Raw genomic sequence first — 12,972 nt, 5'->3', positions numbered from 1 at the left:
CGCCATATGTGCGGCTTAGCTTGCCGATTTATTGGCATTTATGCCCTATTATAGGGGCTTACGAGCAGGTGGTTTTGCCGCAAGCGCGCACATTGGCCACCTTTTGCTGCAAGGCTTCTGCGCCAATTGCACCCGAAATGACCTCGTCTCCAATGATATAGGCTGGCGTACCGTTGATGGCGAGTTTTTGGGCCAAAGCATAGGTCTGCTTCAGATTTGTATCGTCCGTATTTGCCTTCATTGTCTTGCGCAAGGCGGCCTCTGTCACACCAAAAGCGGCAGCGTCATCAATGGCGCTTTGCTCGGTGGCGCGGCTGTTGCTGCCAAGAATTGAGCGGAAATAGGCACCGTATTTTTCGGGGGCGAGCTGCCGAAATGCATCCGATACACGATGGGCTGCCAGCGAGTCCGGCCCCAGAATTGGGAATTCCTTAAGGACAAATCGAATATTTTTGTCTTTTTTCAACATGGCTTCCATATCAGGCAGGGCATGGCGACAATATCCACAGTTGTAATCGAAGAATTCGACAACTGAAACATCGCCTTGTGGATTGCCCAGCGCGATATCGTCCTTTGAATGAAAGATTTCCTCGCGGTTATCCACCACGGCAGCCGTTGTCTGGGCGGCGCGCGCGGCCTCCTGCTTCTTCTCCAAAGCTGCCTGTGCATCGAGAAGCACTTCCGGATGCGCGATCAGATATTCCTTGATGAAGGCTCCGAATTCTTCTTTCTGTTTGTCATCTAGCGCAAAGGCCGATGAACCAAACGCTGTCGTGGCAATCAGCAAGATCGACAGTGCTGTGCGGGAGAGAATCGTCTTCATATCAGTCCTTCTTCAAAGCGCGACATCGTCAGGAACATGATGCCATTCTGCACCTGTTTGCCAGTCAGATTGCTGCCAATCCAGCCAATTTAAAGGTTTTTCCAAGGAAAGCTGGAAAAGAGTAGGAAATTATCGCGTCATTCTTGTGAATATGGCGTGGCTGTACAATGGTCTGATGCTGAATCGGTTAAGGCCCCGCAGGCGCATTGGCCATAAACCGTGATAGTGTCCGGCGTGCATTTTATACATCGCCGGGCAGCGCAAGACACGAAATGCTGTGTTACCAGTCCCTCAAGTGCAGGAAAGAGTTCTGTTTTGGTCATTCTCTCCAACCGTAGTTCTGTTGATCCCTTTCACGCCATGGATATTCTGGCGCAAGCCAACCGTTTGAAGGCGGCTGGCCGTCCGGTGATTTCGCTTGCCGTGGGCCAACCGGGTGCAAGTGCGCCAGAGGCTGCCATTCGCGCCGCTGAAATTGCTTTGCGCACCGGCCAGATCGGCTACACAGATGCGCTTGGCCGCGACGATCTACGCCGCAGCTTGAGCGATTACTATAAGAGCCGCCATGGTGCTGAGGTCGACAGCGCTCAGATCATGATTACCACCGGATCATCTGCCGGGTTCAATCTGGCATTTCTGGCACTGTTTGATGCGGGAGACGCGGTGGCCATTGCCCGGCCTGGCTATCCCGCCTACCGCAATATTTTGAAGGCTTTGGGGCTGGTTGTTGTTGAGGTTCCGGTCGGCCCGGAGACCGAGTACACGCTGACGCCGGAAAGTCTGGAGCGCGAAGCCCGTGCGGCCGGTGTGCGCCTGAAGGGCGTGTTGCTGGCAAGTCCTGCAAACCCAACCGGGACCATTACCGGGCGCGAGGCACTCAAACGGCTTGCCGATTGGTGCGATGACAACAAGGTTACCTTTATCTCGGATGAGATTTACCACGGACTTTCCTATGGCGCGGACGAGGCAAGCGCTGTGGAGTTTGCGCCCAATGCCATCGTGATCAATTCTTTTTCGAAATATTACCGCATGACCGGTTGGCGCATTGGCTGGATGGTGCTGCCCAAATCTGTGGTTCGCGCTGTCGAATGCGTGGCGCAAAGCCTCTATATTTCCGCACCCGAACTATCGCAAATTGCAGCAATGGCTGCGCTGACCGCTGGCGATGCGCTGGAAGGCTACAAGGCAGACTGCAAGGCCAATCGTGACTTTTTGCAAAAGCGACTGCCTCAGATTGGCCTGCCTTTGCTATCGCCAATGGATGGTGCCTTCTACGCCTATGTTGATGTCAGCAGATTTACCAATGACAGTATGGCATTTGCCAAAAAAATGCTGCTTGAGACCGATGTTGCTGCCACTCCCGGTCTGGATTTTGATCCGCTGGACGGCCACCGCGCCATGCGGTTTTCCTATGCCGGAACATTGGCGCAGATGACGGAGGCAACCGACCGCCTTGGTCAATGGCTGGAAAAATTATAAAATATCCTCAACACGTTATGGAGATTTTCGGATTCAAACTCTGATCAGGTTGAATCATTGTGTGAACCACTTGAATCACTTTGTGAATACCGTGTGTTACAACCGTGGAGCTGGATATGTCCATGCTGAGCCAAAGGGACATCGTGCCGGTGCTGGAAACGCAGCGCTTGCGTTTGCGCGGCCACAGGATTGAGGACTATGCCGCCTCTGCGGCCATGTGGGCAGACGAAAGGGTGGTGCGTTACATCAGCGGCCAGCCATCAACGGCTGCGCAATCATGGTCGCGTCTCTTGCAATATATCGGACATTGGCATGCTCTGTCTTTCGGATATTGGCTGGTTGAAGATCGCGACACCGGCGCGTTTCTTGGCGAGGTCGGCTTGGCCAATTTCAAGCGACAGATCGTGCCATCGATTGGTGATATTCCTGAGATTGGCTGGGTGCTGGTGCCGGATGCTCACGGACGGGGCATTGCAACAGAAGCTGTCTCTGAAGTGCTGAAATGGGCCGACCACCATTTTGAGCAGGGGCAAACCGTTTGCCTTTTTGATCCGCAACACATTGCGTCTATCCGCGTGGCGGAAAAGAACGGTTACAATTGGATGGCAGATGCAGATTATATGGGGTCAAAGGCGCTGATCATGCAGCGATTTCGCTCACCGTAAGGGAGTTTTCGCCGTGCAACACAAACAAAAAAAGGGCCACGCGATGCATGGCCCTTTTTTATGTCGATAAAGCGATCTTACAGGAAGCCGCGCTTGGTCCACCAACCGCCCTTCTTGGGCTTCGGCGCATCATCGGAACTGGAGGTAGATGTCACCACAGGCTCAGACGCAATCACATTGGACTCGCGATTGGCGCGAACCGGCTTTTCAGCCTCATTGGGAGTGGCGGCAGCAACGTCCGAAGGGACTTCTACGGCTTCGACCACTGGCGCGACTGGCTCTGGTGCGGCTTCCGCTTTTTCTGCCACCGGTGTTTCCACGGGGGCTGGTGCAGCGACCTCAGCAGGGACGGCTTCAGAAACAGCCTCTTCCACGGGTGCGGTTTTGGCTGTGGTCTTCGGCTTGCGTGTCCGGCGCGGTTTGGCCGGAGCCTTTTCGTCAGAAGCAGGTGTTTCAATTTCTGCAACATCGGACACCACAGCGTCGACAGCCGATTCTGCTGAAGCAGCAGACTGTTCTTCGCCGTCTTCAGCGTCCTCGCTTACCGTGACGTCGCCTTCTTCACTGGCACCTGCTTCAGAGGTTGCGCCATTTTCATCGCGTCCGCGACGGCCACCACGCTTGCCGCGACGGCGGCGCTTGCGGCGCTGGCTCTCGCTATCCTCAGCGGCTTCGACGCCCTCTGCACGCTCTTCGGTCGTGTCTTCCGAGTCGCCTTCACCATCGGGCTCGCCATCCTCTTCCTGAGCGGATGCATTGGCGGCTTCGTCGTGACTGCCATTGCCATTCTTGCCACGACGACGACGACGGCGCTTGCGCTTGCGATTGGCACCTTCTTCGCCATTGGCCTCAGCAGGCTGTGACGTTTGAGATGCCACGTCAACAACGGTGTCGTCTTCTTCTTCCTCGATCTCGATGATCGGATCTTCTTCTTCTGGCTCGGCAAACAGTGGCATCAGCGTTTCAATCCGCACGGGATTGGCAACAGGCTCGCCCTTGTCGACCGCGAAATGTGAATGACCCACGCTGGCGTCAGCCTCGATCACGATGGTCACGCCGAAGCGCTTTTCATAATCGATGATGGTGCTGCGCTTGTGGTTCAGCAGATACAAGGCCGTTTCAGGCAGAGTACGTACCGAAATGTCATGCGTCGTGCACTTGAGCAGGAATTCTTCAATACCGCGCAAAACATGCAGTGCCACAGAGGATTGCGAACGGATCAGGCCGGTGCCAGAGCAATGCGGGCAAACCTGCGTGGTGCTTTCCAGCACACTGGCGCGAATACGCTGACGCGACATTTCCAGAAGGCCGAAATGCGAAATCCGGCCAACCTGAATACGGGCGCGATCATCTTTGAGACAATCTTTCAGCTTCTTCTCGACCGCGCGATTGTTGCGCTTTTCTTCCATGTCGATGAAGTCGATGACGATCAGACCGGCAAGGTCGCGCAGACGCAGCTGACGAGCAACTTCTTCTGCTGCTTCCAGATTGGTCTGCAAGGCTGTGTCTTCGATCGAATATTCGCGGGTTGAGCGACCCGAGTTCACATCAATGGCCACCAGCGCTTCGGTCTGGTTGATGATGATATAGCCACCCGATTTCAACGTCACCTGCGGCTGCAACATCCGGTCCAGCTGGGCCTCAATGCCTGAACGCGCAAAGATCGGATGAATGTCGCGGTAAGGCTGAACAACCTTGGCATGGCTTGGCATCAGCATTTTCATGAAGTCTTTCGCTTCACGATAGCCTTCTTCGCCAGAAACGATGATTTCGCTGATGTCCTTGTTATAAAGGTCGCGAATGGAGCGCTTGATCAGCGAGCCTTCTTCGTAAACCAGGCAAGGTGCCATGGAGCTGAGCGTCAGAGTGCGCACATTCTCCCAAAGACGCATCAGATATTCAAAATCGCGTTTGACCTCCACCTTGGTGCGATTGGCGCCGGCGGTGCGCAAAATAACGCCCATGCCCTGTGGCACATCCAGCTCACGTGCCACTTCTTTCAGGCGCTTGCGGTCTGCGGGGCTGGTGATTTTGCGCGAGATGCCGCCGCCACGTGCAGTATTGGGCATCAAGACGGAATAGCGGCCAGCCAGAGAGAGATAGGTTGTCAGAGCAGCGCCTTTGTTGCCACGCTCTTCCTTTGCGACCTGCACCAGCAAAATCTGCCGACGCTTGATCACTTCCTGAATGCGATATTGCTTGCGCGGCGCACGGCGAACGCGATCCGGTACTTCTTCCATGGCGTCTTCAGCGCCAACGGATTCGATCACTTCTTTCTCTTCGCCGTCGTCATCATCGTCGTCGTCATGATCGCGACGAGCTGAATCTTCGGAAATGGAGTCGGTATCGACCATGGCTGCCATGGTGCCGCCCGTCGTGCCACTATCGTCGCCGCCTTCATCGCTTTCAACGGCAACAGGAGCATCCGTTGCGGCTGTGGCGTCCTCTGCCTTCTTGCGTGGCTTGCGCGGACGCCGTGCCTTTGGCTTGGGCGTTTCTTCAGTGGTTGCTGCCTCAACCTCTGTTGCTTCAACAGGATCAGCACTGGTGGCGTTGTCCGCGGCGTTCACTTCGGAGGATTGGGTTTCCGAAGGTTGAACGTCTGTAGAATTGGTGCCTGCCTGCTCCGCAATGTCTGCAACCGACATGGATGATGCAGGCGCTGCACTTTTTTCTTCTTTTGCTGCCAGACCGGCCACTTCCTCGGCCTCGTTGGCGAATTCAGCAGGGTCGGAAATATTTGGCTGCTCGGCGTCGGCCGGATCAGTACCCTGGCGCGACGATGGGCGTGGTTCAAAATCGCCGTCATCGTTGTTGCGACCGTGTTCTTCAGCTTCGGCTCTGAGCAGGGCCTGACGGTCGGCGAGGGGGATCTGGTAATAATCTGGGTGAATTTCTGCAAAGGCGAGAAAACCGTGACGGTTGCCACCGTAATCAACAAAGGCTGCCTGTAGCGACGGTTCTACCCGTGTTACTTTTGCAAGATAAATATTTCCGCGGATTTGTTTCTTGTGCTGAGACTCGAAATCGAATTCTTCAATTCTGTTACCGCGTACGACAACGACGCGTGTCTCTTCTTCGTGAGACGCGTCGATAAGCATTTTGTCTGCCATGTAAGCTCTGCTCCTCGGCGCGACCGGTGGCGAGGAATGCCGCTGGCGTGAGGCCAAGCGGGTATGATCTCGTGAGCGATGCGCCGGATATCGGTGCTCTCGTCTGGTCTATTTTTCCTGGCAGCAGTCCATCAGCATTTGGGCCTGTGAGGGCCCGGCGGCTGAAGACATCAAACAAAGGCTGCTGCAACGACATCAAATACCAAAACAAAAGCGACAATGCCAAAGGCCCTTATGAGGCCCAATGAATGCTCAAAAGAGCGTTTGGTGGTTACCCACCCTGTATTTTGCCGGACACTCCGGCTTTCGGATTTCATGCTCGAAACAAAATTGTCTTGGCGGCGGATGAAAATTCAGACAAATGGCGCCAGGTCCTTAAATCCGGTTGGCAGCCGTCTTGATTTTCTATCCCGTCGACAATTTTACTCCTTATTTGTGTTGTATGTCGTCTGTGCCACATTGGCAAGCGGCAAAGCCCGTACAGTCATAATATTGATAAGTCCGATACATTAGAAACTTGTGATTGTGTTGGGGTGCTCTCTTCGTTTCACAGCGACATGCGCGCAATTTTTGGTGATGGGATTGTGATTTACAATCAATCTTTCTGGGCGTCATCTGGTGCGATCAAGCAAGTTTATGGCATAGGGTGGTGACCGGTTTGATAACAGGATTGCAGTGATAATGTGGTTGGCGAGTATGAGGCCTGCACGGCTTTTGGCACTGTTTGTGATGGCGTTCCTGACGGGTGTGTCTTGCGTATTGGCGGCTCCCGCCAAGGCCGCAGCACCGACCGCGACCCCGCTTGTGTCCTACGCTGCGCGCATCGTAGGCGATGACGCCCGCACACGCATTGTGCTGGATTTTCGCGAAAAGCCGCAGGCCTCTGTGCACTATATTGGCAATCCGGACCGCATCGTTGTCGATTTGCCGGCCACAAACTTTACGTTTCCGGCCTCTGATCTGGCACCCACTGGCCTGTTTCGGGACATTCGATTTGGCTCAATTGATGCCAGCCATTCGCGTCTGGTGCTGAGCGCAAAAAAAGCGACAAAGCTAACGCTCACAGACATCCGGGAAAATGATGGGGGCAAAGGCTATCGTCTTATTCTGGACGCTGAAATGACCGATCAGGATACGTTTGCGAAACTGGTGGCGTCTGAGGCGTGGAATGCCGACGCATATGACACGGGCAAGGCGGCGCGCCTTGCGCAAGACCCGCCGCCATCCAGCACGGATTTTCTGATCGCTGTGGATGCGGGTCATGGTGGCATTGATACGGGTGCCATTGGCAGAACCACCCATATTCCGGAAAAAACCATCACTTTGGCCTTTGCCAAGGCATTTGCGGCCGAGCTGAACAAGCAAAAGGGAATCAAGGCATTTCTGACGCGCGATTCGGATGTGTTCCTGTCGCTGTCGCAACGGGTGACGCTAGCCCGTCAAAAGGGAGCCAATCTATTCATTTCGCTTCATGCCGATATGCTCAGCCAGCCGGATATTCGTGGTGCCACGGTCTATACCATCTCGGACAAGTCCTCTGACCGGTTGGCAGAAGCGGCGGCGGCGCGCGAAAACCAGTCCGATGAAGTGGGGGGCGTGGATACACCGCAAGCGCCCCATGAAGTGTCGGATATTTTGCAAGATCTGACCAGACGAGAGACGCAGGCCTTTTCGATTTCCATGGCCAAGGCCGTGGTGGAGCAGTTCTCCGGTCAGATAAAGCTGATCAACAATCCGCATCGCTACGCGGGCTTTCGCGTGTTGCAGGCTCAGGATGTGCCGTCAATTTTGCTGGAGATGGGATTCTTGTCGAACAAAGAGGATGAGCATTTGCTGTCTGACGCCGCCTGGCGCAAAAAGCTCGTGCATTTGCTGGTGGAGGCGGTGAAGGAATACCGCCAACCGCTGCTGGCCAATAAAGGCTGAAGCTTTTGGGGCGAAAAAGCCGGGAGAATAAAGGCTACTCTGATCGCAGATGCGAAAACCTGGGAGTAAAGTGATTGGCAGCCCTAATTTGCGCGCATTATGATATGAGAAACCTGAACATGGGTGATATGGCGTGGAATCAGTGCCGCGCCTTGTAATTGCGGGCGTCCTGTGCAAAACGCCACACGATGTGCATTGGCGAACATGCCATTGCATTGATAACGGAAAGCGAATGCCGGTAGCGTTAAAATGATAAGACTGATTGGGTATCTTTTCGGGCTCGCATCTGTTGCGGCGCTAGGCGCGGCGGCGGCTGCCGCTATTTATCTGGGCATGATCAGTAAGGATTTGCCCGATTATGAGGTGCTTAGTCGTTACGCTCCTCCGGTCATGACCCGCATTCATGCGGGCAACGGCGCGTTGATTGCTGAATATGCCCATGAGCGGCGTTTGTTTCTGCCCATCCAAGCGATACCGGATCGCGTGAAAGCGGCGTTTATTTCTGCCGAAGATAAAAATTTCTACACCCATCCTGGTATTGATGTCTGGGGGCTGGGGCGCGCCATTCTGGTGAATTTGCAGAATTTTGGTTCGGGTCGCCGCTTTGTTGGTGCGTCCACCATTACGCAGCAGGTGGCAAAGAACTTCCTTTTGTCTTCGGACCAGACAATGGACCGAAAGATCAAAGAAGCCATTCTCTCCTTCAGAATTGAGCAGGCCTATTCCAAAGACAAGATTCTCGAACTCTATCTCAATGAGATTTTCTTCGGCCTCAACTCTTATGGCATTGCAAGTGCGGCTTTGACCTATTTCGACAAGCCTGTGACAGAGTTGACGATTGCGGAAACGGCCTATCTCGCTTCTCTGCCAAAGGGGCCTGCGAACTATAATCCTTTCCGCCACGCGCAAGCCGCGATCGAGCGGCGCAACTGGGTTATTGATCGCATGGTCGAAAACGGCTTTGTTGACCAAGCCGACGGCGAAGCCGCCAAGAAGGAACCCTTGGGTGTAAATGTGCGCCAAAGCGGCGGCACTGTTTTTGCGGCAGATTATTTCTCTGAGGAAGTGCGCCGTCAGCTTATTGATAAATACGGCACAAAAACGCTGTACGAAGGTGGTCTTTCGGTTCGCACATCGCTGGATCCACGCTTGCAGGCCTATGCACGCAAAGCATTGCAGGACGGCTTGATCAGCTTTGACGAGCGCCGCGGCTATCGCGGTCCAATCAAGCATATCGATCTTGGCAGCGATTGGGGTACGCCGCTGGCGGATATTCCCGGCATGTCGGATGTGCCGGAGTGGGACGTGGCTGTTGTAACCGCTGTTTCCAAAACAGAGGTGGAAATCGGGCTGAAGCCCGACCGCGACGACGCTGGCAAAATTGTGCCGCAGCGGCAAACGGGCATTATCAAAGCCAGTGATATGGAATGGGCTTACCGTTCGGGCAAAGGTGATCGCAAGACAGCCAAATCTCCCGATGGTGTGCTGCGTCCGGGCGATGTTGTCTATGTCGAGAAGCTCGGCGGGGCAGACTCGAAAAACTATCGCTTGCGGCAACCGCCGAAGGTGGAAGGTGGCTTTGTGGCCATGGACCCGCATACGGGGCGCGTGCTGGCACTTGTTGGCGGCTTTTCCTATGCGCTTTCAGAGTTTAACCGTGCAACGCAGGCCATGCGTCAGCCCGGCTCGTCGTTCAAGCCCTTTGTTTACTCGGCGGCCTTGGATAGTGGCTACACGCCTGCTTCCGTGGTGTTGGATGCGCCGGTGGAATTTGTGTCGGGCGGTCAGGTCTGGCGTCCGCAAAATGATGGCGGCTCTTCGGTTGGGCCAGCCACCTTGCGCTTTGGTATCGAGCATTCGCGCAATCTGATGACGGTTCGTCTTGCCAATGACATGGGGATGAACCTTGTTGCGGAATATGCCGAACGGTTTGGTATTTACGATCACATGCAGCCGGTTCTCTCCATGGCGCTCGGTGCTGGTGAAACAACTGTTCTGCGCATGGTTTCTGCCTATTCCGTGATCGCCAATGGCGGCAAGCAGATCAAGCCAACGTTGATCGACCGCATTCAGGACCGCTACGGCAAAACCATCTTCAAGCACGAAGAGCGTGTGTGTGAAGATTGCAATGCCGACACATGGCATGGGCAGGATGAACCGCAAATTGCAGATAATCGTCTGCAAGTGTTGGATCCGATGACGGCTTATCAGATTACCTCGATGATGCAGGGCGTTATCCAGCGCGGTACGGCTTATGGCCGCGTGAAGCTGGACCGTGATGTTGCAGGTAAAACCGGCACGACCAATGATTCCAAAGACGCCTGGTTTGTTGGCTTCACCCCTAATTTGGTGGCGGGTGTTTACATCGGTTATGACAACCCGATCGGGATGGGTCGTGCGGCCACAGGCGGTTCCTTGTCTGCCCCCGTGTTCAACGAATTCATGCAGGCGGCCGTGAAGGGCACGCCGCCAAGCAAATTCAAGGTTCCAGATGGCATGCAGTTGATTGCCGTGAACCGCAAGACCGGCATGGCTGCTACAGAAGGCGACCCGGATACTATTGTTGAAGCCTTCAAGCCGGGCACGGGCCCTGCAGATAGCATCAACGTTATTGGCATGGATGATGCGACGGTTCCGCCAGAGGAAATTTTGAAGACATCTCCGCAGGTTAACCAGGCAGTTCAATCTGGAACACCCGGCCTGTTCTAAGCAGTCGCCCTTATGATTGCGCATGTCCGGCTTTACTTCCCGGCCTTGCGCGATTATTCACGGGCAAACAAAACAATGATTATCTTGAGTTAAGGACCTATGCGTAACGAAATCGAGAATGTAGTCGACGAAATCAAGCAGGCCATAAGCCTGCTGAGGAGGCATCTTTGACTGGGATCAGGCGATAAGACGGCTGGACTGGTTGAACAACAAGGCGGAAGATCCGAATCTTTGGAATGACGCTAACGAAGCACAAAAGCTGATGCGCGAGCGCCAGCAGCTTGATGATAGCATCGCTGGCGTGAAACGTCTCGAACAGCAAATGTTGGATAACATTGAGCTGATCGAGATGGGCGAAGAAGAGGGCGATGCAAGTATTGTCAAAGAGGCCGAAGACGCTTTGAAGGCGCTTAAAGCTGAATCGGGCAGGCTTCAGGTCGAGGCCATGCTGTCTGGCGAGGCCGATGGCAACGACACTTATGTCGAAGTTCATTCTGGCGCTGGCGGTACCGAAAGTCAGGACTGGGCCAATATTCTTTTGCGCATGTACACCCGCTGGGCCGAGCGCTCCGGTTTCAAGGTCGAATTGCTTGAAGTGCATGATGGCGAAGAAGCGGGCATCAAATCGGCGACGATTCTCATCAAGGGGCACAATGCCTATGGCTGGATGAAAACCGAATCAGGGGTTCATCGTCTTGTGCGTATTTCGCCCTATGACAGTAATGCGCGTCGCCACACATCCTTCTCGTCGATCTGGGTTTATCCGGTGGTTGATGATTCGATTCAAATCGACGTCAATGAAAGCGACTGCCGTATCGATACGTTCCGCTCGTCAGGTGCTGGTGGGCAGCACGTGAACACCACCGACTCGGCCGTGCGCATCACCCATATTCCAACCGGCATTGCCGTCGCGTGTCAGCAGGAGCGTTCACAGCATAAGAACAAAGCCAAGGCTTGGGATATGTTGCGCGCTCGTCTCTATGAAGTTGAGCTGAAAAAGCGCGAAGAAGCAGCCAATGCCGAAGCCGCATCGAAAACCGATATCGGTTGGGGGCATCAGATCAGGTCTTATGTCTTGCAGCCATATCAGCTGGTCAAGGATTTGCGCACGGGTGTGGAAAGCACAGCACCCGATGATGTGTTGAATGGTGATCTGAACGAATTCATGGAGGCCGCACTGGCGCACCGCATCAGCGGTAAGGCCAATGCTGTTGCGGATATCGACTGATGGGAGATCATCCCCCTTGCTAAACAAAAACCGCCGGAAGCTTTGCTTTCGGCGGTTTTTTTATGTCCACTTGATTGATTGAAACAAGGAGACTGCCGCAAGGAAATCCTGGACCGATATTGTCTCAAGCAATGTGCGTGAATTTGGTGATCTTGTGGTCGGGATTGATCCCTCGCTATCCGACATCCCATCTTTCTTTGAGAGAAGCGGCGATGGTCACTGGATCGGGCCTTATGTCAATTTCTTGCTGGATGCCGTCGAGGGGGAAGCTGGTTTTGTCAAATTTCAATCGGCCTATTTTGAAGCCTGCGGCCTTGCAGGTCTTGAAGCTTTATCAGCAGCCATGGCGCGGGCGAGATCGGCGCGAATCGGTGTGATTCTCGATGCCAAGCGCGGTGACATTGGTGCAACGGCTGCGGCCTATGCCCGCGCTTATCTTATGCCGGCATCAGCAGGTGGAAGTGGTGATTTTGAAGCGGATTGTTTGACGGTTAATCCGCTTATGGGGCCAGACACGCTTCAGCCCTTCGTGGATTGCGCAAATACCTTTGAAAAGGGTCTGTTTGTTCTCTGCCGAACCTCCAATCCGGGGGCAACCTGGCTACAAGACAAAGTCGCAGGCAATCGTCTGGTTTCCGAGCGGCTGGCGGATTTGATTGGCAGCATGTCGAATCGAGAAAAAACAAAGGGTGTACTCAGCAATATTGGTGCTGTGATTGGCGCGACCGCGCCCCGAGAGGGGCGTAGGCTGCGGCAATTTTTAAAGGGAAATATTATTCTGGCACCCGGACTTGGTGCTCAAGGTGGGGATATTGCCAGCATACATGCGCTGCGCGGGCAAATTCCTGGCGATCTCTTAGAGTTTGTCAGGGAAAAGTGGAATCCGGTTTTCCCGAATAGACAAACGAAAACAAGGAAATCTAGAGTCTGTCTGGTTCAATTTGAACCTGACAGACTCTAGTGCCCGTGTCTCGTGGATTGACGCGTGTTGAAGACAGAAACATATCGCCGGGTGATCACCGCGATTTG

8 protein-coding genes are annotated in these 12,972 nt (G+C 54.2%); 6 read left to right on the top strand and 2 right to left on the bottom strand.

Translation table 11 applies throughout. The features are described 5' to 3' along the window. Positions 1-58 precede the first annotated feature (58 nt). Positions 59-823 carry a DsbA family protein gene (locus E6C51_RS05570; protein ID WP_190235284.1) on the bottom strand — a complete coding sequence of 255 codons (765 nt, stop codon included), beginning with the start codon at positions 821-823 and terminating at the stop codon, positions 59-61. 315 nt (positions 824-1,138) lie between these two features. On the opposite strand from E6C51_RS05570, the gene E6C51_RS05565 reads away from it, so the two are divergent. Both E6C51_RS05565 and E6C51_RS05560 read left to right on the top strand, forming a co-directional pair. Continuing rightward, complete coding sequence (locus E6C51_RS05565; RefSeq protein ID WP_190235283.1) at positions 1,139-2,302, top strand: pyridoxal phosphate-dependent aminotransferase; 1,164 nt, start codon at positions 1,139-1,141, stop codon at positions 2,300-2,302. 116 nt (positions 2,303-2,418) lie between these two features. Further along, positions 2,419-2,967: a GNAT family N-acetyltransferase gene (locus E6C51_RS05560; RefSeq protein WP_190235282.1), complete on the top strand. Its 549-nt coding sequence runs from the start codon at positions 2,419-2,421 to the stop codon at positions 2,965-2,967. Positions 2,968-3,044: 77 nt separating this feature from the next. On the opposite strand, the gene E6C51_RS05555 is transcribed toward E6C51_RS05560, so the two are convergent. Continuing rightward, a complete protein-coding gene (locus tag E6C51_RS05555; protein ID WP_190235281.1) occupies positions 3,045-6,080 on the bottom strand; it encodes a ribonuclease E/G in 3,036 nt (1,011 codons plus the stop codon). A 696-nt stretch (positions 6,081-6,776) separates the two neighbouring features. On the opposite strand from E6C51_RS05555, the gene E6C51_RS05550 reads away from it, so the two are divergent. From E6C51_RS05550 to pyrF, 4 genes are all read left to right on the top strand, one after another. After that, positions 6,777-8,006, top strand: coding sequence for an N-acetylmuramoyl-L-alanine amidase (locus tag E6C51_RS05550; RefSeq protein ID WP_146929090.1), 1,230 nt, complete (start codon positions 6,777-6,779; stop codon positions 8,004-8,006). A gap of 249 nt (positions 8,007-8,255) precedes the next feature. Continuing rightward, positions 8,256-10,715: a penicillin-binding protein 1A gene (locus E6C51_RS05545; protein WP_146929093.1), complete on the top strand. Its 2,460-nt coding sequence runs from the start codon at positions 8,256-8,258 to the stop codon at positions 10,713-10,715. 99 nt (positions 10,716-10,814) lie between these two features. Further along, positions 10,815-11,943 (top strand): peptide chain release factor 2 gene (gene prfB / locus E6C51_RS05540; protein WP_186827627.1). Its coding sequence is split into 2 segments (ribosomal slippage): positions 10,815-10,883 and positions 10,885-11,943, totalling 1,128 coding nucleotides; the frame shifts between segments, so codons are not numbered across the junction. A 154-nt stretch (positions 11,944-12,097) separates the two neighbouring features. Continuing rightward, the gene (gene pyrF / locus E6C51_RS05535; RefSeq protein WP_230987072.1) at positions 12,098-12,904 is read left to right on the top strand and encodes an orotidine-5'-phosphate decarboxylase; all 807 of its coding nucleotides are present in this window, start codon (positions 12,098-12,100) and stop codon (positions 12,902-12,904) included. Positions 12,905-12,972: the final 68 nt, after the last annotated feature.

Origin of the sequence: Gillisella terrae, from assembly GCF_004801395.1 — a bacterium.
GTDB classification, from domain to species: domain Bacteria; phylum Pseudomonadota; class Alphaproteobacteria; order Rhizobiales; family Rhizobiaceae; genus Allorhizobium; species Allorhizobium terrae.
This window is presented reverse-complemented; position numbering and strand designations above follow the sequence as displayed.

Bases quoted from the DNA above. Each gene is read 5' to 3' on its own strand.
- E6C51_RS05570 (WP_190235284.1), bottom strand. From the start codon at position 823: ATGAAGACGATTCTCTCCCGCACAGCACTGTCGATCTTGCTGATTGCC.
- E6C51_RS05560 (WP_190235282.1), top strand. From the start codon at position 2,419: ATGTCCATGCTGAGCCAAAGGGACATCGTGCCGGTGCTGGAAACGCAG.
- E6C51_RS05555 (WP_190235281.1), bottom strand. From the start codon at position 6,080: ATGGCAGACAAAATGCTTATCGACGCGTCTCACGAAGAAGAGACACGC.
- E6C51_RS05550 (WP_146929090.1), top strand. From the start codon at position 6,777: ATGAGGCCTGCACGGCTTTTGGCACTGTTTGTGATGGCGTTCCTGACG.
- E6C51_RS05545 (WP_146929093.1), top strand. From the start codon at position 8,256: ATGATAAGACTGATTGGGTATCTTTTCGGGCTCGCATCTGTTGCGGCG.